This window comes from Bacillus sp. JK106 (assembly GCF_053663355.1).
This window is the reverse complement of sequence record NZ_JBSJQC010000002.1, coordinates 194,833-218,245: the sequence shown is the minus strand read 5'-3', so window position 1 is coordinate 218,245 and position 23,413 is coordinate 194,833. Positions and strand designations below refer to the sequence as shown.

At 48.9% G+C, this 23,413-nt stretch carries 26 protein-coding genes and 1 riboswitch; of the genes, 14 read left to right on the top strand and 12 right to left on the bottom strand.

Annotated elements, in window-relative coordinates:
- Window positions 1-12: 12 nt before the first annotated feature.
- Complete coding sequence (locus ACWJJS_RS06620; protein WP_003155101.1) at window positions 13-855, bottom strand: YitT family protein; 843 nt, start codon at window positions 853-855, stop codon at window positions 13-15.
- 124 nt (window positions 856-979) lie between these two features.
- Between ACWJJS_RS06620 and ACWJJS_RS06615 the strand changes: the two genes are divergently transcribed.
- Both ACWJJS_RS06615 and ACWJJS_RS06610 read left to right on the top strand, forming a co-directional pair.
- Window positions 980-1,831, top strand: coding sequence for a DegV family protein (locus ACWJJS_RS06615; RefSeq protein ID WP_014304769.1), 852 nt, complete (start codon window positions 980-982; stop codon window positions 1,829-1,831).
- Window positions 1,832-1,879: 48 nt separating this feature from the next.
- Window positions 1,880-2,002, top strand: a complete 123-nt coding sequence (locus tag ACWJJS_RS06610; RefSeq protein WP_003155105.1) for a hypothetical protein — start codon at window positions 1,880-1,882, stop codon at window positions 2,000-2,002.
- A 60-nt stretch (window positions 2,003-2,062) separates the two neighbouring features.
- On the opposite strand, the gene ACWJJS_RS06605 is transcribed toward ACWJJS_RS06610, so the two are convergent.
- From ACWJJS_RS06605 to ACWJJS_RS06595, 3 genes are all read right to left on the bottom strand, one after another.
- Window positions 2,063-3,712 carry a methyl-accepting chemotaxis protein gene (locus ACWJJS_RS06605; RefSeq protein WP_454023426.1) on the bottom strand — a complete coding sequence of 550 codons (1,650 nt, stop codon included), beginning with the start codon at window positions 3,710-3,712 and terminating at the stop codon, window positions 2,063-2,065.
- Window positions 3,709-4,686, bottom strand: coding sequence for a BMP family lipoprotein (locus ACWJJS_RS06600; RefSeq protein WP_265210065.1), 978 nt, complete (start codon window positions 4,684-4,686; stop codon window positions 3,709-3,711). The genes ACWJJS_RS06605 and ACWJJS_RS06600 overlap by 4 nt, the downstream gene beginning before the upstream one ends.
- A 171-nt stretch (window positions 4,687-4,857) precedes the next feature.
- Window positions 4,858-5,754, bottom strand: coding sequence for a CvfB family protein (locus ACWJJS_RS06595; RefSeq protein WP_169539338.1), 897 nt, complete (start codon window positions 5,752-5,754; stop codon window positions 4,858-4,860).
- A gap of 99 nt (window positions 5,755-5,853) precedes the next feature.
- Between ACWJJS_RS06595 and ACWJJS_RS06590 the strand changes: the two genes are divergently transcribed.
- From ACWJJS_RS06590 to ACWJJS_RS06575, 4 genes are all read left to right on the top strand, one after another.
- A complete protein-coding gene (locus ACWJJS_RS06590; protein WP_012117263.1) occupies window positions 5,854-6,345 on the top strand; it encodes a YajQ family cyclic di-GMP-binding protein in 492 nt (163 codons plus the stop codon).
- 100 nt (window positions 6,346-6,445) lie between these two features.
- A riboswitch (SAM riboswitch) is annotated at window positions 6,446-6,568 on the top strand.
- 89 nt (window positions 6,569-6,657) lie between these two features.
- Window positions 6,658-8,499, top strand: coding sequence for a bifunctional homocysteine S-methyltransferase/methylenetetrahydrofolate reductase (locus ACWJJS_RS06585; protein WP_070081610.1), 1,842 nt, complete (start codon window positions 6,658-6,660; stop codon window positions 8,497-8,499).
- Between the two features lie 81 nt (window positions 8,500-8,580).
- Window positions 8,581-9,021 carry a GNAT family N-acetyltransferase gene (locus ACWJJS_RS06580; protein WP_007409151.1) on the top strand — a complete coding sequence of 147 codons (441 nt, stop codon included), beginning with the start codon at window positions 8,581-8,583 and terminating at the stop codon, window positions 9,019-9,021.
- 198 nt (window positions 9,022-9,219) lie between these two features.
- Window positions 9,220-9,846 carry a pentapeptide repeat-containing protein gene (locus ACWJJS_RS06575; RefSeq protein ID WP_317461366.1) on the top strand — a complete coding sequence of 209 codons (627 nt, stop codon included), beginning with the start codon at window positions 9,220-9,222 and terminating at the stop codon, window positions 9,844-9,846.
- A gap of 7 nt (window positions 9,847-9,853) precedes the next feature.
- Here the strand turns inward: ACWJJS_RS06575 and pdxR are convergent, their stop codons facing one another.
- Window positions 9,854-11,296, bottom strand: a complete 1,443-nt coding sequence (pdxR, locus tag ACWJJS_RS06570) for a MocR-like pyridoxine biosynthesis transcription factor PdxR (RefSeq protein WP_317461365.1) — start codon at window positions 11,294-11,296, stop codon at window positions 9,854-9,856.
- Between the two features lie 125 nt (window positions 11,297-11,421).
- Here pdxR and ACWJJS_RS06565 point away from each other — a divergent pair, with 125 nt between their 5' ends.
- Entirely contained in the window at window positions 11,422-12,030 is a 609-nt protein-coding gene (locus tag ACWJJS_RS06565) for a LysE/ArgO family amino acid transporter (RefSeq protein ID WP_454023425.1), read from the top strand.
- 54 nt (window positions 12,031-12,084) lie between these two features.
- The gene (locus ACWJJS_RS06560; RefSeq protein ID WP_058906695.1) at window positions 12,085-12,579 is read left to right on the top strand and encodes a DinB family protein; all 495 of its coding nucleotides are present in this window, start codon (window positions 12,085-12,087) and stop codon (window positions 12,577-12,579) included.
- 45 nt (window positions 12,580-12,624) lie between these two features.
- Here ACWJJS_RS06560 and iolG read toward each other — a convergent pair whose 3' ends face one another.
- From iolG to ACWJJS_RS06545, 3 genes are all read right to left on the bottom strand, one after another.
- Complete coding sequence (iolG, locus tag ACWJJS_RS06555) at window positions 12,625-13,656, bottom strand: inositol 2-dehydrogenase (RefSeq protein WP_454023424.1); 1,032 nt, start codon at window positions 13,654-13,656, stop codon at window positions 12,625-12,627.
- Window positions 13,657-13,881: 225 nt separating this feature from the next.
- Entirely contained in the window at window positions 13,882-14,904 is a 1,023-nt protein-coding gene (locus tag ACWJJS_RS06550; protein ID WP_454021907.1) for a LacI family DNA-binding transcriptional regulator, read from the bottom strand.
- A gap of 35 nt (window positions 14,905-14,939) precedes the next feature.
- Window positions 14,940-15,803 carry an AraC family transcriptional regulator gene (locus ACWJJS_RS06545; RefSeq protein WP_454023423.1) on the bottom strand — a complete coding sequence of 288 codons (864 nt, stop codon included), beginning with the start codon at window positions 15,801-15,803 and terminating at the stop codon, window positions 14,940-14,942.
- A 122-nt stretch (window positions 15,804-15,925) separates the two neighbouring features.
- Here ACWJJS_RS06545 and ACWJJS_RS06540 point away from each other — a divergent pair, with 122 nt between their 5' ends.
- Window positions 15,926-17,293, top strand: coding sequence for an MATE family efflux transporter (locus tag ACWJJS_RS06540; protein ID WP_003155121.1), 1,368 nt, complete (start codon window positions 15,926-15,928; stop codon window positions 17,291-17,293).
- A gap of 35 nt (window positions 17,294-17,328) precedes the next feature.
- Here ACWJJS_RS06540 and ACWJJS_RS06535 read toward each other — a convergent pair whose 3' ends face one another.
- Entirely contained in the window at window positions 17,329-18,069 is a 741-nt protein-coding gene (locus ACWJJS_RS06535) for a squalene/phytoene synthase family protein (RefSeq protein WP_173612630.1), read from the bottom strand.
- Window positions 18,070-18,154: 85 nt separating this feature from the next.
- Window positions 18,155-19,996: an asparagine synthase (glutamine-hydrolyzing) gene (gene asnB, locus ACWJJS_RS06530; RefSeq protein WP_165408886.1), complete on the bottom strand. Its 1,842-nt coding sequence runs from the start codon at window positions 19,994-19,996 to the stop codon at window positions 18,155-18,157.
- Between the two features lie 175 nt (window positions 19,997-20,171).
- Between asnB and ACWJJS_RS06525 the strand changes: the two genes are divergently transcribed.
- Both ACWJJS_RS06525 and ACWJJS_RS06520 read left to right on the top strand, forming a co-directional pair.
- Window positions 20,172-20,714: a DUF2777 family protein gene (locus ACWJJS_RS06525; protein ID WP_454023548.1), complete on the top strand. Its 543-nt coding sequence runs from the start codon at window positions 20,172-20,174 to the stop codon at window positions 20,712-20,714.
- A gap of 35 nt (window positions 20,715-20,749) precedes the next feature.
- A complete protein-coding gene (locus tag ACWJJS_RS06520; protein WP_229873590.1) occupies window positions 20,750-20,929 on the top strand; it encodes a hypothetical protein in 180 nt (59 codons plus the stop codon).
- Window positions 20,930-20,965: 36 nt separating this feature from the next.
- On the opposite strand, the gene ACWJJS_RS06515 is transcribed toward ACWJJS_RS06520, so the two are convergent.
- On the bottom strand, window positions 20,966-21,322 hold the full coding sequence (locus ACWJJS_RS06515; protein ID WP_003155128.1) for a YisL family protein: 357 nt from the start codon (window positions 21,320-21,322) through the stop codon (window positions 20,966-20,968).
- A 93-nt stretch (window positions 21,323-21,415) separates the two neighbouring features.
- A complete protein-coding gene (locus tag ACWJJS_RS06510) occupies window positions 21,416-22,321 on the bottom strand; it encodes a fumarylacetoacetate hydrolase family protein (protein ID WP_454022357.1) in 906 nt (301 codons plus the stop codon).
- A 217-nt stretch (window positions 22,322-22,538) separates the two neighbouring features.
- Between ACWJJS_RS06510 and ACWJJS_RS06505 the strand changes: the two genes are divergently transcribed.
- From ACWJJS_RS06505 to ACWJJS_RS06495, 3 genes are all read left to right on the top strand, one after another.
- The gene (locus tag ACWJJS_RS06505; protein WP_025649564.1) at window positions 22,539-22,748 is read left to right on the top strand and encodes an aspartyl-phosphate phosphatase Spo0E family protein; all 210 of its coding nucleotides are present in this window, start codon (window positions 22,539-22,541) and stop codon (window positions 22,746-22,748) included.
- 189 nt (window positions 22,749-22,937) lie between these two features.
- Window positions 22,938-23,159 carry a spore germination protein gene (locus tag ACWJJS_RS06500; protein ID WP_003155135.1) on the top strand — a complete coding sequence of 74 codons (222 nt, stop codon included), beginning with the start codon at window positions 22,938-22,940 and terminating at the stop codon, window positions 23,157-23,159.
- Between the two features lie 12 nt (window positions 23,160-23,171).
- Window positions 23,172-23,408, top strand: a complete 237-nt coding sequence (locus ACWJJS_RS06495; protein WP_003155138.1) for a spore germination protein GerPB — start codon at window positions 23,172-23,174, stop codon at window positions 23,406-23,408.
- Window positions 23,409-23,413 lie beyond the last annotated feature (5 nt).

Sequence of the window (23,413 nt, the reverse complement as noted above, 5' to 3'; positions counted from 1 at the left end):
TATCCGCTCCTATCAGTCTTTTCTGAAGAAACCAAAGATCCCCGTCGTTTGCACGATGTTTGTGAAGGCTTTCGGGTCGACTTCTTTCACGATTTTCTCAAGGTCATACAATTCGTACCGCGTGATGACGATGATCATCATTTCTTTCTGTTCGTTTGTGTAAGCGCCTTTTGCCGGCACCGTCGTAATGCCTCGGACCATTTTCCCGTAAATCGCTTCTTTGATTTCATCAGCTTTTTTTGTAACGATCATGGCGGTCAGTTTCATGTGGCGCGTGTGAATGGCGTCAATCACCCTTGTTGTGACATACAGAGCGACAAGGGTATATAATGCTTTCTCCCATCCTTGCAATAATCCTGCCGTCAAAATGATAATCCCGTTCAAAATGAAGAAATATGTGCCGACCGGTTTATCCTTCCATTTGGCCAGCACCATCGACACGATATCAAGACCGCCTGTCGAAGCGCCGAATTTCAGCGTTAAACCGATGCCGATAGCTGAGATGACTCCTCCGAATACGGTATTCAGAAGAATATCGTGTGACAGTCTCATTTCCGGGAGAATCCCCATAAAGACGGACGTCAGCGCTACGCTTAATATGCTGTATACGGTGAATGATCTGCCGACTTTCAGCCACCCTAACACACCGATGGGAATGTTTAAGAGGAACATGAGAACTCCTGTCGAAATATAAAAGGGGGCGTATTGATCAACGACGCTTGACAGCAGCTGGGCGACACCGGTAAAACCGCTGGCATATACATTCGCCGGTATCAGGAATAAATTCAGTCCCGCCGCATACAGAAACGCGCCGATGACGACGATTGCTAATTTTTTTACTTGTTCTAGTACCATGGCTTGCTCCTCCGCTCATTTTCATTATTAGCTTTTCCCTTAAAATAAAGTTTTGAACACTATTTTGCCAAATTTATATGATATAGTTGGCATACTCTCACCAACCGGAAAGAAGGGAATTATGATGACAGTTCACCTTATTGCTGACAGCGCCTCTGACCTGCCGAAATCTTATATTGAAGAAAACCGGATCGGGTTCATTCCGCTGCACGTAACACTTGACGGAAACGAATATGAGGACGCGGTCACCATTCAGGCGGATCATATCTTTCAAGCGATGCGGGACGGGAAAGTTCCGAAAACATCCCAGGCATCACCGGATACGATAAAAAAAGTATTTTTACAATACGCAGAACTGGGAGAACCGGCGATATACATCGCCTTTTCCTCAGGTCTTTCCGGCACCTATCAGACGGCCGTAATGATCGCCAATGAAGTAAAAGAGGAATTTCCCGATTTTGATTTACGGATTGTAGATTCCAAATGCGCTTCACTGGGCTGCGGCCTCGCGGTGATGCACGCGCAAACACTCTGTGTTAACGGGAATACAATACAAGAAATCGAAACGTCTGTAAAGAACTTTTGCGCACGGATGAAACATATATTTACGGTCGATGACGTCGCCTATCTCGCGCGGGGCGGCAGAATTTCAAAAACGTCCGCTTTTGTCGGGGGGCTTTTGAACATCAAACCGATTCTGCATGTGGATGACGGCAGGCTCGTGCCGCTCGAAAAATTGCGCGGACAGAAGAAACTGTTTAAACGGATTATAGAAATGATGAAGGAAGAAGGCGGCGATTGGGCAGATCAAACCGTGGGAATCAGCTATGCAGATAATGAAGAGACAGCGATTGGGATGAAGGAAATGATTGAAGAAGCGTTCCATCCGAAAGAGATCATTCTTCATTCAATCGGCTCTGCGATCGGCGCCCACTCCGGGCCGGGCACGCTCGCGATTTTTTTCCTGAAGCCATAATTTCAATGCGGGCGGGCATCCTAACGGACAGAAGGGAGGCTTTGCCGCATGAAAGATGATGACAAAAAACCGTTGGACAATAACGCCGTAAATCAGAAAAAGAACCGGCTTGCCGAAAAAAACCGGCAGGCGGGAAAAAACCAGAATTCCAAAAAACCGGACCATCTGTAAAAGCAAAACAGCCCTCTTGTCTTAGAAGAAAGAGGGCTGTTTTTTGCGCACGGATGTCTGTTACAAAGTAAACCGGCGGACCTGATCATTTAACCGCTCTGTCAGGCTCACCAGATTATTGACGCTTTCCGCCATTTTATGAAAAGAAGACAGCTGCTCAAGCGCGGAGGCAGAAATCTCTTCGCTTCCTGCAGCCGTTTCCTGAACGACGGCGCTGATGCTTTCTGCATGATGCAGCACTTGCTCACCAAGCTGTTTCGATTCGATGATCCGTCCGTCCAATTGAGTAAGCTCCGCCTTAATATGGGCGGCTTTTTGTTCAATATGGGCGAATGATTCTGACGTTTTCTCCATCAGCTCCTGCTGTCTGTCCGCTAAAGCGACGCCGGTCGTGACAGCTCCGGTAATGGATGTGATGCCGTCTTCAATTTGCTTTACCATATCGAAAATCTGCGCGGTCGCTTTGGCTGATCCGTCTGCGAGCTTCCGTATCTCCTCGGCAACGACGGCAAATCCTTTTCCGGCCTCGCCTGCTCTGGCCGCCTCGATTGCGGCGTTTAAGGACAGCAGATTGGTCTGGCCCGCAATGTCGGAAACGGTCTGCGCCATCATACTGATGCCTGCCGCATGCTCTATGAAGAGATCGGCGGCTTCGGAAATCTCTTTTGATGTCTCATTGCTTTTATCAATGGCTTGCTTGGTCTCGGCTAAAGCACCTCGCCCCGCAGCCACCGCAGCAATCGTCTCTTCGCTGCTTCTCGTCGTTTGTTTTGAACGTTCGGCGTTCGCCTTTGAATGATCATCCATTTGTTCAATGAATTGCACCGCATGCTGCAGATCTTCTGAAATGGTTTGGGAGCCTTGCGCCATTTCTTCCGTCGATACGGACACCTGCTCGGTCATGTCCTTCAGCGTCTGGTTTTCCTTCGTCAAACCTTCCGCAAAAGTCTCGACTTCACGGCCGACCTCTCCGATCGCCTGAATTAAGGTGCGGAGCTGTTCAGCCATCATTCCGAATGAGTCATTCAGCTCTTTCAGTTCGTCCTTCCCTTTATAATCAAGCATTTCAACAGCAAGGTGCCCTCCTGCAATACGGCGGGCATTTTCAGCCATGCGGCGGATCGGCCCTGCAATTCTCTTCGTCAGCCTGATGGAAGATATGACGGTGACGGCAAGTATCACGATGGTCAGCACGGCTGCGCTGTAAACGATAAACTGAATCTGGTCAGCCGTCTGCTTCTGCATGTCTTCATAGTGATCCCGGCTTTTCAGATTCAGCATATAAATATCATTCAGGAGACCGTTGATGCGGGCCGCCGTCCTTGTCGCTTCAGCCGGGCTTTTCGAATCAAGGGCAGCGTCCGCCTCCGCCTGCCATGATTCGTATTTTTTGGCGAGTTTGTCATAAGCGGCTTTGTCCGCATCGTCCCTCATCGTTTTTTTGAGCGCCGCCAGTTTGTCTGAGCTGCTTTTCATATAGCTTCGTACATCTTCTTTCTGGGCGTCTGCGAGCGTATAGGAATAGCCGGTGATGCTTTCTTTTAACGTATTAAGGTCGGCTTTTGCTTCCTGGACGTTTAACAGCGCGTCCACTTCATCTTCATTTGAAGCCTGAATCTTCATCATGTTTACGATGGTAAAGCCGATGACGGCGGCGAAGCAAATCATCGTAACGGCTGCGTTAACGAGCAGCCTTGTCCGTAATGTCACTTCAGATCGCCTCCTTTTTCAATCAGACTGTTTTTCATATCCGTGATCTTTTTCGTCAGCCCGCCTGCGTTTTTGACAACTCTGATCTTGGCTAAGTCCATGCCGTTTTCCTTCAGTCCGTAAACGATCTCACCGCTTTTGATCTCCTTGTTGTCTTTTAAATCTTTCGCCAATTCATAGATGACATGGTCGACGTTTTTCACTAAAGAAGAGATAACGGCGTGCTCGGCGGTGTAATATTGATCGCTGTCAACACCGATGGCGTATACTTTTCGCGCCTCCGCTTCTTTCAGTGCGCCGACACCCGTGAAGCCGGCCGCCGTAAACAGGACATCGGCTTTTTTTCGGATCATGTTTTGGGCGATGCGCTTCCCGAGCTTATCATCATCAAACGTACCGCTGATTTCCGACAGCACGCGGATGTTCGGTTTGACTGATTCCGCGCCTTTCAGATAGCCTTTCTTAAACCGTTTAATGACATCGGCATCTGAACCGCCGATAAATCCGATCGTGCCGGTTTTGCTCGTCATAGCCGCCAGCGCTCCGGCTAAGAAGCTTCCTTCATCCTCTTTAAACGTGACGGAGGTGACATTATCCAGGTCTGATACGGAATCAATCAGCACAAACCGCTGCTTCGGATATTTTTTGGCGACCTTTTCTAAATCCGCCTGCATGCTGTAACCGAGCCCCACAACAACATCATTGCCTTCCCGGACAAGCTGGGTCAGTCCTTTTTCGTACGTACCGGTGTCTTTTATTTCTCTGTAATCAAATGTGATGCCGAGCTCGTCTCTTGCTTTCATCAAACCTTGAAAGCCTGAATCATTAAATGATTGGTCGCCGAGGCCGTTGTCTGTCAGCATGATGCCGATTGTTTTCGTTTTTTCGGCCGCCGTCTCCTCGGATTTGCCGGCACATCCCGCCGTGCTGAGCGCAAGCAGCAGTACAGCCGCAAATATCGCCATTTTTCTCATTGAAACTCTCCTTTTGTTTTTTTCTATAGTTATATATCGGTTCGGATGTCAGAATATTTTATTTCAATAAAATATGTATGTTCGGCAGGTTGATAAACAAATGAGGGATATAGGAGCTTTTGAGAAAATAAAAAACACCGGTTTTGGTTCACCGATGTTTTTGCAGAAAATTTATTGTTTTTCGTATGTCCAGCCGTCTTTCTGATACACTTTGCCGTTTTTCATCAGGTGCCCGAGCGCCCGCTTAAAGGCGGCTTTGCTTAAATGAAATCGTTCGCGGATATCGTCAGGATCGCTTTTGTCTCCGTAAGGCATCGCGCCGTTTCTTGATCTCAGATAGGTCAGAATCTCCTCCGCGTCAACCGAAAGCGCATCCTGCTTTCTCGGCAGCAGGGACATGTTGACGGAGCCGTCTTCCTTCACCTCGATGACACGCCCCGTCACGCGGCTGCCGAGTCTCGGCTCTTCTTTTCTTTCTGAAGGGTGAATAAACGCGCGGATGCCTTCATCGGTTATCAGAAAAGAGCCTGATGCGATCAGTCTGTACACCGTGCCTGTCAGGTCTTTATTCATGACGTCTTCCTCTGCATCCGTAAATAATTCACTGATGATATCCTCAGGCGCCGGCTTGGCAAACATGCGTCCGCGGCTTGTCACCTTCAGCATGCAATACAGTCTGTCGCCTTTTTGCGGCCAGACGGATTTGTACGGAGGCAGGTGCTCCGTTGCGACGAGCGCGTCTTTTGACAGACCGACGTCGACGAATACGCCCATATCCTCCACAGCGTCCGTCACTTCCACCCATCCGTAGTCATAAAAGCTGATAAGCGGCTTTTTCATCGTCGCCGCGAGTCTTTCCTGATGATCGACGTAAATAAATACGTCCACTTCATCTCTGTCTTCAATATCCTCTGTAATTTCACTGTTATGTAAAAGAACCGTATCCTCGCCGTCGGTTAAAAAATAACCGAAATCGGTTTGGTGATCTATACTAAGCGTGAGCTGCTGCCCTGGTCTCATGTTATCGTCCTTCCTGATTCGCCCGTATGGGGCTGATGTTTTTCTCATTTTTTCCAATATGCATAAATTCATGCTTTATGCAGTTGGACATTTCTCTTTATTCTACTATAATCAACTCATAAGTGAAATGTTATAGGAGGTTTTCTCATGGCAAAAGAAAGTTCTTTTGATATTGTATCCAAAGTTGAATTTCCCGAAGTGCAGAATGCGATTCAGATGACGCTGAAAGAAATCGGCACGCGCTATGACTTTAAAGGATCGAAAAGCGATGTAACTTTAGAAAAGGAAGAACTTGTCCTGATTTCTGATGACGAGTTTAAACTGAATCAGCTCAAAGATGTGCTGAGCGGCAAGCTGATCAAACGGGACGTGCCGACGAAAAACATTGAATACGGTAAAATCGAAAATGCCTCAGGGGGCACGGTGCGCCAGCGCGCGAAGCTTGTACAGGGCATTGATAAAGACAACGCCAAAAAAATCAACGCTGTGATTAAAAACTCCGGCTTGAAGGTCAAGTCGCAGATTCAGGACGACCAAGTGCGCGTCACCGGAAAAAATAAAGATGATCTGCAGCAGATTATTGCAGCCGTCCGCGGGGCAGACCTGCCGATTGACGTTCAATTTATTAATTTTAGATAAATTATGTGATTCCTATTGATTATTGTCTCTATTTTCGGTAAATTTGGAGAAAGGGATTTTCACAGTTAAGTTTTGGAAACCCATGACAATTATATGAACGTTCTTATCAAGAGAAGCCGAGGGACTGGCCCGACGACGCTTCAGCAACCGGTGTAATGGTTTAACCCAAACCATGACCAAGGTGCTAAATCCAGCAAGCTAAAAACAGCTTGGAAGATAAGAAGAGAGACAAATGATTACAAAGTCTTCTTCTTAAGAAGACTTTTTTTATTTCTCTTTTTTCCTTGCTGAATGTGACGAAGGAGGCAAACAATGGGACTATTACAAGACTTAAAAGAACGGATTTTAATCGGAGACGGCGCGATGGGCACTCTCCTCTATTCCTACGGCATTGACAGATGTTTTGAGGAACTGAACGTATCAAAGCCCGAGGAAATCAAGCGGATACATAAGGCTTACGTCGAAGCCGGGGCAGACATCATCCAGACAAATACGTACGGCGCAAATTTTATTAAGCTCTCAAGATACGGACTTGAGGATGAAACGAAAAAAATCAATCAGGAGGCGGTCAGAATCGCGCGCGCTTCCTCAGACGGCGCTTATGTATTGGGAACGATGGGCGGCATCCGCACCTTTAACAAAAACGCCTACAGCCTGGAGGAGATTAAACGCAGCTTTCGGGAGCAGCTTTATTTATTGCTTCACGAAGAGCCGGACGGTCTGCTCCTGGAAACATACTATGATTTAGAAGAGGCGCGCGAAGTGCTGAAGATAGCGAGAAAAGAAACGGAACTTCCGATTATGCTGAACGTATCCATGCACGAACAGGGCGTGCTGCAGGACGGAACGCCGCTTCGGGAAGCCCTCAGGTCAATTGCCGATCTCGGCGCTGACATAACGGGAATCAATTGCCGGCTCGGCCCGTACCACATGATTGAAGCGCTCACCGAAGTGCCGATTTTCCGTGACGCTTATTTATCGGTCTACCCGAACAGCAGCCTTCCGTCTTTAGAAGAAGGCCGGCTTGTGTATGATACGGACGATGCCTATTTCCGGGAGAGCGCCGTACAGTTCCGCACTCAGGGCGCGCGCATTATCGGCGGCTGCTGCGGTACGACGCCAAACCATATCAGAGCCATGGCTGAAGCGGTCCGCGGACTTTCTCCCGTCACTGATAAAGAAGTGAAAATCAGACGGGAAGAAGAAATCATCTCCGTCCGGAATGAACGGACCGAGCCTGGTTTAAACGAAATCGCCGCTCAAAAACGGTCAATTATCGTAGAGCTTGATCCGCCGAAAAAATTGAATTTTGACAAATTTCTGCAAGCGGCGGCTGAATTAAAAGAAACCGGCATAGAAGCGCTGACGCTCGCCGACAATTCATTGGCGACACCGCGGATCAGCAATGCCGCCTGCGGTTCATTGCTGAAAGAACGCCTTGATATCCGTTCTCTCGTTCACATTACATGCAGAGACCGCAACATCATCGGCCTTCAGTCACATTTAATGGGGCTGGATACGCTCGGGCTCACCGACATTTTAGCCATCACGGGTGATCCTTCAAAAATCGGCGACTTTCCGGGGGCTACCTCCGTCTATGATTTAACGTCCTTTGACTTGATCAGGCTGATTAAGCAATTCAACGAGGGCATTTCTTTATCAGGGAAACCGCTCGGCAAGAAAACGAACTTTTCCGTAGCCGGAGCATTTAATCCGAATGTCCGCCATCTTGATAAAGCAGTAAAACGGCTGGAGAAAAAAATCGAGTGCGGAGCTGACTACTTCGTGTCCCAGCCTGTCTACTCGGAGCAGCAGCTCATTGACATTCATCATGAAACGAAACACCTCAAAACACCGGTGTATATCGGAATTATGCCGTTAACGAGCAGCCGCAATGCAGAGTTCATTCATCATGAGATCCCGGGCATTAAGCTGTCAGACAGCATCCGGGAAAAAATGGCGCTCGCCGGCGAAGACAAGCAAAAGCAGAAAGCCGAAGGCCTCGCCATCGCCAAGTCGCTTCTCGACACGGCGTGCGAACTGTTTAACGGAATTTATTTAATCACCCCGTTTCTCCGTTCTGATTTGACATCAGAGCTTGCAGCTTATATTAAGCAAAAGGATGAAAAGCGGGCTGATGTATATTTGCATTGACGCGGAAGAGGCCGCCTGATATGACAGGCGGCTTTTTCATGGTACGATACAGAAAAAGAATCAAGCAAAGGAGGATTTTTTATGGTTGAAGTAAAACCCATCACCGCAGAAGACACATACGCCATCAGACACAGCGTGCTGCGCCCCCATCAGACGATTGAGGATTGTAAATATGATCAGGACAGCGTCAAAGGAGCATTTCATCTCGGAGGTTTTTACGACGGGACATTGATCAGCATCGCTTCTTTCTACCCGCAGAACCAGCAGGCTTTACAGGCGGCGCCCGCCTACCAGCTGCGCGGCATGGCGACGCTTGAAGAATACCGGACGCAAAAAGCGGGAAGCACGTTAATCGCCTATGCGGAACGAAAACTGGCAGATATGGGGGCGGCGCTTGTCTGGTGCAACGCCAGATGTCACGTGAAGGGATATTACGAGAAGCTCGGCTGGAAAAGCACTGGCAGCCCCTTTGACATACCCGGCATCGGCCCGCATGTGATCATGTATAAAGAACTCGCCTGAAACAGACAAAAGCCCTTGGGCACATGTCTCTAAGGGCATTACCTTGAATGTCACGTCTGCTTTTATATGCGACACTATTGACGCCCTCCCGCTTTTTTAATACCCTTTGTACATTACGCAATAGCAAGGATGGCAGGCAGAAAGCGATATCTGCCAATTGCCGATTTCAGCTATTATGTTTAGAAAAGGGAGTATGAGATGAATACGATCCAAAAACCGAAAATCCCGAAAGAATTGCCGGTGCTTTCTTTCACTGAAGCGCTTCAGGATGAGGAGCTCAAAGAAGTCATCATTGAAAACGGCATCGTAAACGGCAAACTGGACGGCCTGCGTGCCGAAAAAGTCATTTTCAGAAACATCGTTTTTACGGATATCTCTTTCAGACATATGGAATGTACGGATGTCCTGTTTGACAAATGCGATGTCTCAAACGCTGATTTCAGCGGAAGCATCATCCATAGAACGGCGTTTCAGCATTCAAAACTTCTCGGCTTGAATCTGGCGGATTCCGCCATGCGTCATGTACGGTTTGAAGACTGCCTCGCAAATTACAGCTCCTTCAGCTATTCCAATATGAAGCATGTCCGTTTTGACTCGTGCGGCCTTTCAGAAAGTGAGTGGAATGATGCCGTTCTTGAATACACAGATCTTGACGTCTGTGATTTGAACGGCGCAAACTTCATCGGCACGTCTCTTTTTAATATGGATATCAGCACGTGCACATTTGATCATCTGCACGTCTCGCTTGATAAGCTGAAAGGATGCCGCATCTCTCCGTCTCATGCCGTTACATTCGCAGAAGCGCTCGGCGCCATTGTGACGTGATCTTTTATTAAACGAAACGGCGGGCAATATCCGCTATCGTTTGAATGCCTTTTTCCAAGTCCGGTAAAGATGCGTACGAATAGGAAAGACGCAGGCTTTGCCGGTCTTCGGGAAGATAGAGAGCTCCCGGATTGATCAGCACGCCGGACTCCAAGGCACGGGTGAAAAGCGTCTGAACGGAAAATGCTTTATGAAAGGTGACCCAAATATAAAAGCCCCCCTCCGGCACCCGCCACTCCGCAATATCTCCCGCGTATCTTTCAAGAAAACACAATGCCGCATCTCTCCTGATTTTGAGTTCCTTTCTGAGACGCAAAAGACGCTCTTCATAGCGGCCGCTTGACAGCCATTGACATGCCGCCCATTGAGATAAAGCGCTGGAGCCGTAATCCGTCTGCATTTTAATATCGGCGAGCCTGTCTGCAACCGGCTCAGGGGCGACGACCCATCCGATGCGCAGACCCGGGCTTACGGTTTTTGACAGCGTGCCGATATACAGTACATTCCCCTCACCGTCCATGGATTTTAACGGAGGCGGCGGTTCTTTATCGATCCATATATCACCGTATGCGTCATCTTCAATGACAGGCAGACGGTGATTTCTTGCGAGCGCGATGAGTTCCTTCCGCCGCTTGAGTGACATTACCGTTCCGGTCGGATTATGGAATGACGGAATGGTGTACAGCAGCCCCGCTTCGTATTGCCGACGGTAAGCGGGAAGATGATCCGTTTTGATTCCGCTCCCATCCATCGGCACTCCCTTAAGCCTGACGCCCGCTGATTGAAACACACGCAGGGAATGGAGATACGACGGGTTTTCAGTCAGCATGACGGAGTTTGGTTTTAGCAGCCCGATTGAAATGAGCTGAAGCGCCTGCAGCGCGCCTGAGACGATTACGATGGATGCCGGGGACGCGTGAATCCCCTTTGTTTTCAAATGTTCCGCGACGCTTTGCCGAAGCTGCAGGCTGCCCTTCGGTTCTTCATAGCCGAGCGCCAAAATGTTAGTTCCCGCTTCACGGAACAGTTCGCCCATCTCCTGCTCAGGCAGCAGCTCTTGACTCAGCTCACCCGTCCCCAGCCTGATCAGATCCGGACGCGGCTCGTTTTGATTAATGGCCTGAATCAAGGATGAATTCGGCTGATGACTCCCCGATGTAACGTACGTGCTCCAATCAAGGGGCTTAGCCGCTGCCATGATGCTCCACGTATTGTTGACGACCTTTGTGCCTCCCCCTCTTTTTCCTTCCAGAAGACCTTGGGCGATTAACTCATCAACTGCTGCCGTCACTGTGCTTCGGTTGACCTGAAGCTCCTCGGCGAGCTTTCTTTGTGAGGGAATTTTCGTGCCAATGGTCCATTCGCCATGAAGTATTTTTTCTTTTATATGCTGTTCGATCTGGAGATAAAGCGGTATGTGCGACTCCCGATCCGGACGCCAGCTGTTCATACGTCATCCCTCCTTCTTTATTTATTATACATTTGGCTGGTTTAAGTACCAGCCAAATGGCCGGAGACATCAGCACACAGTGCGGCTACAATGAGATGTAGTTGACGATTGGAGGGTTTTACGATATGAATGCCATTCTTCACGGAGTGATGCTCGCTTTCGGCCTTATTTTGCCATTGGGCGCGCAAAACGTGTTTATTTTTCAGCAGGGAGCCTGGCAAAAACATGTGTGGCAGGCGTTTCCCGCAGTGATTGCCGCGGCGGTATGCGATACGATTCTCATCAGCGCGGCCGTCGCAGGCGTGTCAATGATTATTGCAGAGATTCCCGTTTTTCAGACCGTCATGCTTATAGGCGGCTTTTTGTTTCTCAGTTTTTTAGGCTGGCAGACTTGGAGAAGCAAACCGCAGGCCGAACAGGCGAAAAAAACAGTTTTCACGGCAAAAAAACAGGCGGTCACGGCCGCCATGGTATCCCTTTTGACCCCGCATGCGATTTTGGATACTGTCAGTGTCATCGGCACAAGCTCCGCCGCCTATCCGGGAATTGATAAATGGCTGTTTGCCGGTGCTTGTATCATGGTTTCCTGGGTATGGTTCGCCGGACTGGCATTCGCGGGACGGCTCGTCCAAACGGCGGATACAGGCGGCCGGCTCCTCGGCATCCTGAATCAATGCTCGGCATTGGTGATGTGGGGTGCTGCTTTTTATTTTGCGGCGCTTTTGTTTCGATAAAAGGAATTCGGCCAGGTCATGTTGAATGTACCGGTAGGAAGAGGGGGAATTGGAATGTCAGACATTTTAAAGCTGTATCACTACCACAGATGGGCAAATGAGCAAGTTATTCAGCATCTGAAGAGCCTGCCCGCGGCAAGCTTACAGCAGAAACTGGATAGTGTTTTTCCGACTGTGAACGCCGTGCTTGTGCATATATACCGGGCGGATTACATTTGGCTTCACGTGCTTTACGGAGAAACTTACGAACAAATCGTCTCGCAGTTTGATCAATTTGAAAAGCTTGACGGAGATTTTGAGGCGGTTGAACATAGAATGACTGAACTGGACAAAGAATACAGCGAATTTTTAAGAGACTTGGAGAACACGGAAGGCCCGATCTCCATTTCTCATCCGCGCATGGGAACGCTCCAGACGACATATGCCGATGTGATCCGGCATATTGTGAACCACGGCACATACCATCGCGGCAATATAAGCGCGATGCTTCACCAAATGGGCTATAAAGGTGTGCCGACTGACTACATTTTTTTCTCATACGAATCATAAAAAAGCAAAGGCCTCCCGTGCCTTTGCTTTTTCACTTCGAATCTATCATAATCCGGCATAGTTGGGGGCGCCCGGGGTAAGCTTTACAGGCCTTCCGGTTTTAAAAGATTCCGTCGCGGCGATCCCGATTTCTAAGTTAATCGCGGCATCGATGTCTGTCACAATCGGCGTTTCCCCTTTTTTCACACATTCGGCAAAGTGCTCAAGCTCCAGACGGTAAGCGTCTTTAAAGCGGGCTTGAAAATCCGGAATAATTTCGTAGCTGCTGCCTGACTCCGTTAAAATGGTGACATGGCTGTTCCGCAGCGTGCCGACTAAAATGCTTCCCGCCGTCCCGATTATTTCGGCGCGGATGTCATGGCCGTACGGAGAATTTCGGCTTGCCTCCACATCGCCGGCCGCGCCTGAATCAAACTCAAGATACGTTAATGCCTGATCGACATCGCCGCACTCCTCCATGAACGGGTGCTTTAAAACCCTCCCGTGCCCGCTCACGGACGTAACCTCGGCATTCATGAGATATCTTGCGATGTCGTAATCATGAATCGAGCAGTCAATGAAAAGCCCTCCGCTATGTTTGATAAATTCCGCGGGCGGTGCGCCTTGATCTCTTGTAAATCCTTTATAATAAATGGGTCTGCCGATTTCCCCGGCGTCGATTCTTCTTTTCGCGTCGGCGTATGCCGGATCAAACCGCCTCATAAAACCGACCTGGCAGATGACGTCCGTTTCTTCGATTTTTTTCATGACTTTAATCGATTCCTCAAGACTCAGGGTGAGCGGCTTTTCAACAAAGATATGCTTGCCGTCTTCAGCAGCCTTCATGATCATTTCCGCATGTGTGCTTGTCGGCGTGACAATGATGACGGCGTCAATCGTGTGATCTTCCAGCAGTTCATACGGGCTCTCCGTCCATTTGGCGATTCCTAATTCTTTCGCACACGCTTCCGCCTTCCCCTTCATCGGGTCACAGACGGCCGCAAGTTCGGCTCCCCGAACTTCGCCGGCTAAATGCTTCGCATGAAAATACCCTAATCGTCCTAATCCCAGCACCGCACATCTGACTTGATCTGTCATCTATCACCGCTCCTTTTTTCTTGAGGCCGCATGCCGCAATGGCGCAAGCGGTTTCCCTTATTAAACAGAAATTATTATTTTGAAAGCGCTTTATTTATAACTCAAGCTGTTGGCTTTCTTTGCTTGCAATCCGCAGTCTTTGCGCAAGCGCTTTCTCCAAAGCTGTTTTAATTTTACAATGCTTTTCGCTCGTTTGACAATGTTTTTCACAGAAAAAAACGCGCCTTATTGCTGAGGGCGCGTTACCGGTGCGGTAGAATGCCTGATGACGAGTTCCGGAGATAAAATGATTTTGCTTTTTGTTTTTTTCTTCCCTTGAATCTCATCAATGAGAAGTTCAACGACACGCCGCCCCATTTCGCGGATGGGCTGAGAAATCGTCGTGAGCGGCGGTGCCGTCATTTCAGCGAGAACGGTATTGTCAAAGCCGATGACGGACAAGTCTTCCGGCACCCGAATGCCCCGGGAGCGCGCCGCCTGTATCGCCGCGCATGACAAGACATCATTAAAGGCGAAAACGGCGGTCGGAAGGTCTCTGTCAAACAGCTCGCCCGCTGCCTGCTTTCCGCTTTCCAGCGAATATTCCGTCGGTATGATCAGCGATTCATCTAGTGTCATCCCCGCTTCCCGCAACGCTTTTTGAAAACCTTTGATTCTGTCTCTTTCACCCGTGGTCGAACCGTTTCCGACGATACAGGCGATTCTTTCATGGCCTAAAGATATGAGATGCTCAGCCGCCGTATAGCCGCCGAGAAAGTCATCGATAATGACGACGTCCATCGGCGCGAGCGGTTTATCCTGCGTAATCATCGCAAGCGGGATGCCCGATTTCACAATATCATCAAGCGCCGTGACGCTGTCATCATGATCAAGTCCCGTCGCGAATATAATGCCGTCCGCCTGCTTCTGCCGCAGCATCGAAAAATACTTCGTTTCTTTTTCAGGCTGATAATCGGTGCTGCAGATAATGATATGAAACCCAAGTACACCGGCGCTGTCTTCAATGCTTTTCGCCAGTTCCCCGAAAAACGGGTTTGAAATGTCCGGGGTGATCAGGCCGATCATATTCGTCTTTTTGCCCGTCAAAGCGGATGCGTGAACATTCGGATGATAGTCCATCTCCTCCATGACACGGAGCACCATCCGGCGGGTTTTGTCACTGATCCTCCCCGTATTGTTGATGACCCGCGAGACGGTCGAGATGGAGACGCCCGCTTTTTCGGCCACGTCGTAAATTGTCATTTTCATGCTTACCGATCCCTCTTCTGTTCTCTGGTATTAGGTCAGTCCGTTTTCCGGCTTACGAATTTGCGGTATTCAAGCGGCGAAATGCCTTCAATCTGTTTAAACAGTTTGGAAAAATAGGTTGGGTCCTCCATGCCGATGGCGTCTGCGATCGTCCCCATTTTGTCATTGGTTGCGGACAAAAGACGTTTCGCCTCCGTCATTCTGACTTTGTTCGTATACTGGCCGGGCGTGACGCCGAGCACCTGCTGCATGCAGCGGGTCACGTAGTCTTGGTTGTAATGAAGTGCCGAAGAGAGCGCTTTGATGGTTGTTTTCTCCTGATAGTGCTCCTGCAGGTACCGGGCGGCCTCCCATGCGACTCTTTCCTTTGCGGACGGGATTTGGAACGCTTCTTTCTGAAAATGGAGCAGCAGCTCTTCAAACAGAATCTGCTTTCTGAGCGGCAGGTCGGAGTTCTCGGCGCTGTCATCTGTCAGCACACTGAATTGCCCGGCCATAAACTGCGGGCGTCTCACCTTCCCTTTTTGCGGCAGGGACAGCCGGTAGCGGGACGGCTCTTCAAAGCTCCCTTTTTTTCGCCTCAGCTCCGACCAGTTGTTCCCGGTTGTTTCCGTCATCTCATAATCCGCTCCTTCAAAATGAAGCCACGAATAAGATGTCGTTTCTTCACTGCCTTTTGTTCCGTAATGTTCAAGACCGGGAGAAAGCAGAATGTATTCTCCCGCTTCAACGGAAAAGGCGTTTTCGTCTTCTGTAATGTAGAGGACGCCTTCTTTCACATACAGCAGATCAAACACCGGGAAGACCCGTCTCACATGGGTTTCGCCTTTTTTGAACACTCCTTCTCCCGCAGCGATAAAGACCGGGAACGGAGGGACTGTGAACTCGAGAAAGGACATATTTCCGGCCCTCCTTTTTAAGTCGGATTTTTGCAAGAAGTTTCGTTTCTCTCCCTTTTTATTATAAGAAAATGGAGGTACACTTTTAAACGTTGATTTTTTCAGGAAAGGGGTTAAAAGAAATGAAACAAGCGATTTTAAAACGGGCTGCATTCAAACAATCCTCTGATCACAAACTCTCATTATACGCGCTGACTTGGCCGATATTTATTGAGGTTTCATTATATATGTTTATGGGAAACGCCGACACTCTTATGCTTAGCCAATACTCTGACAACAGCGTGGCGGCCGTGGGTGTCAGCAATCAGATTTTAAATTTAATTATCGTGATGTTCAGCTTTATCGCAACGGGTACGACAATTGTGATTTCACAGTTTTTAGGATCTAAACAGAAAAAAGAGGCGCAGGAAGTGGCTTATGTATCAATAGGAGCGAACTTTGTCATCAGTCTCGCCATCAGCGCCGCCATATTTTTTGCGGCCGTTCCGCTGCTTCATGTGATGGGTCTTTCCAATGAATTGATGCCGGATGCCAAAGTCTTTTTGCAGGTGGTCGGCGGGCTGTCCTTCATTCAGGCTTTGATTATGACGTTCAGCGCCATTTTAAAAAGCTACGGTCATACGAAGGATACGATGTTCGTTACGATCGGGATGAATATTTTAAATATTGCCGGAAACTTTCTTGTCATTTTCGGGCCGCTCGGCCTTCCGGTGTTAGGCGTCGCCGGTGTTGCGATGTCAACGTCCTTTGCGCGGATCATCGGGCTGATCGCGATGATTGTAATCGTCAAAAAACGCATCGGACTCGGTCTGACATGGCAAAAGATTTTTCACGTCCATAAAGAGCACTTGCGGAAACTCCTGAAAATCGGGATTCCGTCTGCCGGCGAACAGCTGTCTTACAACATTTCACAAATGGTTGTCACTTATTTTATCGCCATTATGGGCGCTCAGGCGCTTACAACAAAGGTTTATACACAAAACATCACCATGTTTATCCTGCTGTTCGGAACGGCGATCAGCCAGGGCACACAGATTTTGATCGGCAGATATATCGGCGCCAAACGGTTTGACGACGCTTATGACCGCTGCATGAAAAGTCTGTACTGGGCGCTTGGCATTGCCGCTTTGACATCCGTGATCATGACCTTGTTTTCAAAGCAGCTGATCGGAATCTTCACAAGCAGCCCTGACATTATTGCGACGGCGAGCATGCTGATCGCCATGACGATCATTCTTGAGCCCGGCCGTTCATTTAATGTCATTATCATCAACTCGCTGCGGGCTGCCGGAGATGCAAAATTCCCCGTCTACATGGCGATGATTTCCATGTGGGGTATCGGACTGCCTCTCGCTTATCTGTTCGGCATCCATTTCGGATTGGGGCTTATGGGCATCTGGATTTCATTTATCGCGGATGAATGGGTCAGAGGCATTCTTATGTACAGAAGATGGCGGTCGCGGATTTGGATTCAAAAAGGGATTGCATAAACGCCCGGAGCTTCGTTAAGAAGCCGGGCGTTTTTTTATGCTTGCGAAAGCCGTTTTCTCATGTCACCGAGCTCTGACCGGTAATGTGCCAGCAAACCGGTAACGGCAGGCCTTGAGTATAACGGAAACAGCTCCAGCTCTTCAGACGCCTCCTCGAAATACGCCTCGGCCTCAAATGCGATGTACTCCCATACATTCATAAAAGCTTTGTTGACGGTATGGCTCTCCAGCTCTTCTTCCGTATAGCCGAATTGCTTCATCACCTGGCGCGGGAGACGCTTTTTCGCCCGCTCATCCGTATGGACCCCCAGAAGCACCCGGGTCAGCTGAATGGCTGCTCCTAATGAAACGGCTGCATGGCGGAGTTTCTCTTGGTTCCGGCGCGCGCAAACCGGCAGCAGAAGCAGGCCGAGGGCTCCGCCTGTTTGGCCCGCGTACATCAGCAGGTCATCAAACTCTTGATACGTTACTTTTTCTCTGTCAGAGATGTGGCCGGCGATAAACTCACGCAACGGCTCTTCTTCAAGCGCAAATTGCTGCCGCACATCGGTGAGCGCCTCCCACAAAAAGCCGTCGGCGCGTGCCCCGTTCAGAAAGTCTTGTGCCGCCTGTTCAAATCCTCCAAGTTCCTGCACATCAAGCCGATCAGCTTCGTGAAACAAAGCAAGCACCACCCATGCGGCCCGCCTGTTTTTTGGCGGCAGGGATGAGAAAGTCCGTTTATATAAAGGAAAGTGCGCCTCGGCAAGCTGGGCGCATGTTTCATATTCGGTCATGGTATCACTCCTCTGTTTTTTAGTGTACCATATGTTTCACAATAAAAAGACCGATATCCTTCAGCGGAAACCGGTCGCGGCACTGTTATTCTTCTATATCGATACGGTACGCCTCAAACCATGTATGGATCTGGGCAAGATGGGCGATCAGCTGCGGGCCTTTCATCAGTTGGCCGAACCACGGCACCTGAAAAGATGAACCTTCTGTCTCCAGCAGCATTTCCAGCTTCTTTCTGTCAAGCAGGGTGTGAAGCACGGAATCTTTCTGTTGCAAAATCGTTTTCAGCCATTCTGTGACCCCCTGCGTGTATTTCGGGTGATGCGTTTTCGGATAAGGGCTTTTTTTGCGGTACAAAATATCTTCAGGAAGCAGTCCTTCAAGCGCTTTCCGCAAAATGCCTTTTTCCCGGCTGCCATGCATTTTCATTTCCCAAGGAATATTCCAAACGTATTCCACAAGTCTGTGGTCGGCGAACGGCACCCGTACTTCAAGACTTGCGCCCATGCTCATGCGGTCTTTGCGGTCGAGCAGATTTGTCATAAACCAAAGCATATTTAAGTAGAACAGCTGCCGTCTCGCTTTATCTGTTCCCGTCTCACCGTCTAACAGCGGCGTTTCCGCAATGGTTTCTTCATATCTCGCATTCACGTATTCTCTAAGATTCAGCCGTTTTTGCCACTTTTCATCCAAGAGCGTGACCCTCTCCTCAGTCGACCTCATCCAAGGAAATCCGTCTTCTTCTGCCGCGGTGTGAAACCACGGATATCCGCCGAAAATTTCGTCCGCGCATTCTCCGGAAAGACTCACGACAAAATCTTTTTTAATTTCCCGGCAGAACCATAATAGCGATGAATCAACATCAGCCATGCCCGGCAGGTCTCTGACGAGAACGGATTCCTCCAGATGTTCAACCAGCTGATCCTGCGTAATCACGCACTTATGATGCTGTGTGCCGAATGCATTTGTCATTTTATCGATCCACGGGCCGTCATCATTCGGCTGAAAGGCGCTCGCTTTAAAAAATTTGCTGTTCTCCTCATAATCAATTGAATAAGTATGAAGGGGATCTCTTCCTTGTTTCTCAAAATGAGCGGCGGCTATCGCGGTTATCGCGCTCGAATCAAGCCCCCCTGATAAAAATGTGCAAACCGGCACGTCAGATACGAGCTGGCGTGTCACTGCATCCTGAAATAAGTACCGAATGTGAGCGGCGGTTTCATCGAAGCTGTCTGTATGCTTTTCGCTCTTTACATTCCAATAACGCCATATGGACAAACCGTCCTTTGAGAAAGTGAACGCATGGGCGGGACGCACCTCGTAAATTCCTTTAAACACCCCGCAGCCCGGAGTTCTGGACGGCCCGAGTCCGAATACTTCCGCAAGTCCGCCGCTGTCTGTGCGGGCTTTCACATCAGGATGAGCAAGGATGGCTTTCAATTCCGATCCAAACAGAAAGGAAGAGCCGTGTTCTTTATAAAAAAACGGTTTGACGCCGAGCCGGTCTCTTGCCCCGAACAGCCGCTTGCGCTTTTCATCCCAGATGGCAAAAGCGAAAATACCGTTCAAGCGGTCCACGCACTCCTCCCGCCACTCAATATAGCTGTGCAGCAGCACTTCTGTATCAGAGGTCCTCTCAAAACGGTGGCCCCTCGCCTGAAGCTCCTTCCGCAATTCCTCCGTGTTATACAGCTCGCCATTATAAATGATGGTGTACGTTTCCTCTTGATGCGTGCAGGCCATCGGCTGGCGGCCGCCTTCAATGTCAACGACCGAAAGTCTTTTATGTCCGAATAAAACATGGGGCTCTCCCCAGACGTTTGAATCATCAGGCCCTCGTTTTGAAAGAGTGTCTATCATATTGTTCATAATATGTTTCTCTTGGACGAGCTGCTTTTGAAAATCGACCCAACCCGCAATTCCACACATGTGATATCAGCTCCAATCCCGTTTCTGTCGGTTTCAAATTCGTTTCTATCAGCACTTTACCCAGTTTATGCAAAGAAACTCAGATAGTTGATTTGTCCCACTAAGAGTTGTATGAGACAAGCCCGATTTGGAAAGAACGGAAGAGAAGAAACAAACAAAGGAGACCGGCACGGTTATGAAACGAAAACAGCTTTTCTCAGAAAAAAACAAATGGGGGCACGGCACACTGATGATAGAGGACGGCATCTGCCTCGTCGAAAACGATGAAGGCGATATCCTGCTTGCAGACAGTCTAGGAAACGCAGCCGTATTGATGAAACACGACGGCCGATGGCAGCCGGCACGGATTTGCGGCGGTGCGGCCGAAATCGGCGCAGACACCATCCCCCTGCTCGGCGGGGAAGAAATCCGTTATGAAAAAGCGGTCAAACGGCCGCTGTTAACCTTGCTCGATTCGCTGGACGATGAAACGTTTCTGCTGTTTCTCAGCCATCTGCACGGGTTCGGCCTGTCTGTATATGATTGCGTATTTTCCTACAATCAGGCGCTGTTTTCCGGTGAAGGCGTTTCGTTTTATCACTTCTCGGCGGATGACGCACAATGCGCCCTGCAGCATCACCGCGGCAGCTCGGGTAAACACGACAGATTTGAATGGACGGCATCTGACGGGCGGCGCTCCATTATGTATTCAGCGGCAAGACAAGACGGCACCGCGTAACAAACAGGCGGCACCTTTTAAATAGGTGCTGCCTGATGTATCCAGCTTTGTTTTTCACGCTGATTGACGAACGGCGTTTGCTTTTACCCTTCACAGCCGTAGCTTTTACGGCAACAAGAGTGATTGATGCTTTTGGCATCCTGCACATCTCCTTCGCCTCATCAACATCCCCCTGTCACGGCATTTCTCATTCAGCGGCACAGTTGCGCAACTAAAAAACCCGGATGCATCCGGGTTTTTCAAGCGATTGATTAAAATACGTGAAAGCCGATCGGCAAGTGAAGGCCGAGCAGCACCGTCAGGACGAGCACGATAATAAAACCGATCCACAGTCCGCCGGTTGATTTGCCTTTTTTCTTACGGATGACGAGCATTTCCATCAGTCCGATGGTAATGATGCCGAGCAGCATTTTTCCGGCGTACTCTCCGTTCCAATTCGCAAAACGGACAAAAAGCTCAGCTCCGGTCAGAATAATAATAATGTAGAATAAGCGCAGAATCATATGCGTAATTTTTGCGCCCTTCGCTTTTCCGGCACCGTACAGCCCGTAGCTGACAAACACCAGGATAAGCGCAACGACCCATGAAGTAATATGCCAATGTGTCATTATGTTCAATTCCCCCTATCAGATCAATCTGCCTCACTTATGGTACCACAACAAGCCGATCGGAGCATTATCAATCGTGCGAAAGACACACAATTATCCGATTTGGTTCGACAGCGTGCCGATCGGTTCAATTGTAATGTCAATACGGTCCCCCGGCTTTAAAAATTTCGGCGGCTTAAATCCTTTTCCGACACCGGACGGCGTCCCCGTCGCTATAATGTCACCGGCTTCAAGCGTCATTCCTTTTGACAGCGTCTCGATTAATTCAGCTATCGGAAATATCATGTCACCCGTTGATCCTGATTGGCGCAGTTCACCGTTCACCCGCGTTTCAACTTTCAGGCTTTGCGGATCGCTGACGGCCGACTTATGTACAATGACCGGGCCCATCGGGCATGTCGTATCGAGGCTTTTGCCGATAAAAAACTGTTTATGTTTTTTCTGCAGATCGCGTGCTGTGATATCATTTACAATTGTATAGCCGAATATATGATCAAGCGCATGTTCTTTGGAGATGTGCGATCCGCTTTTTGATATGATTACCGCAAGCTCCCCTTCATAATCAAGCTGCTCCGTTACGTCCAAGTGGCTCTTCACTGTTTCTCCGTGTCCTGTAACGGCAGCCGGGGCTTTCGTAAAAACCATGGGATGCTCCGGTATATCCGCCTCACTCCCCATTTCAACGGCATGATCACGATAATTTTTCCCGATGCAGATCACGTTCTTTGAAGGTCTCGGAATAGGCGCGCAAAGCTTTACGTCAGACAGCGCATACATAAATGAACCCGACTCGTCATTCGGTTTTTTCGCCCATTCCGCAAGCTGTCCGGCATGCGCGACAAACTTATCTCCTTTTTGAATGCACTCGATCAGCGAACCCGGAATCGTCTCAAGTTCAAACAATTTTTTTTCAGCCTTTTGCAGATCTAAAATTTTGTTATCATCAATAATCAGACCGACAAATTTCCGGCTGTTCAGTTCCCCTGTCGCAAATTTCATGTTAATCCCCCATCATTTTTAAATCTGGCATTCCTTTATGTATTCTTCCTCCGGGCGGGAAATCCCTCTTTTAAACAGGCTGAAAATAAGTGTAAAAGAGTATCAAAAATTGTCACTTTTTTAGTCATATTGACGAAATAAAACCTTCTTGGCCAAAATGGGTTATACTATTATCATCCTATGTTTTCCAAAATAATCGAGAATTGGAGATCACACGATGAACAAAATTGAAGAAAAAAGATTAACTTTATTCGAGACAGCGCAAAAATTCGGAATCAATGCGACGGAGACCATCAGGTGCAGCCAGGAGCTGGACAGCCTTTTAAACGGGTGCCGGGGCGGGCTCATCCAACAAACGAAAGACAGCGGGCCGAACCCGGCCGCACAGATTCAGCACGGCCGCGAAAAAAAAGAGGCTTTCTCATAAACGTGATATGTATATAAATCTGTATCATTTATGTATAAGACCCGGCATGCGTAAAGCGCCGGTGTTTTTACGTCTAAAGTTTTTTCCGCTCACAAAAATGTGCATTTGTCATAAGCTATTTTAGGCAGGCAGCCCAGATAAGCTCCTGGAGTGCAGTCATGAAAATCTTCACGAAAAGGATGTGCTCGTATGCCCGCAATTGTCGGAGCGTTTAAAATTAATGCCGTCGGTACGAGCGGAGTCGTTCATATAGGCGACTGCATCACCATTTCTCCAAAAGCAGAGGTTAAGACATTTGCCGGAGCGGGCAGCTTCAATACCGGAGACAATCTCACACTGACGAATTACAGGAATTCAACGAATGTGTACGATAATGATGTAATCGATCAGCCGATGGCAGGAAACGCATAAAGGAGGCGCCGTATGAATTTTTACGTCAATCAGTCGATCCATATCAATTACATGCGTGTAGAATCTGTCAGCAATTCCTCCATACTGCAAATCGGAAGCGCCGGTTCAATTAAATCTCTTTCCAATCTGTACAACACAGGGAGTTATGTTGAGCCGGCGCCGCCTGTCACCGCGGGGCAGCAGGCTGTAACAACAGGGGGAGGTCCCGGCACCTCATCATTTGTACCGCTCCAGCCGCCAAGCCGGTAGTTTTA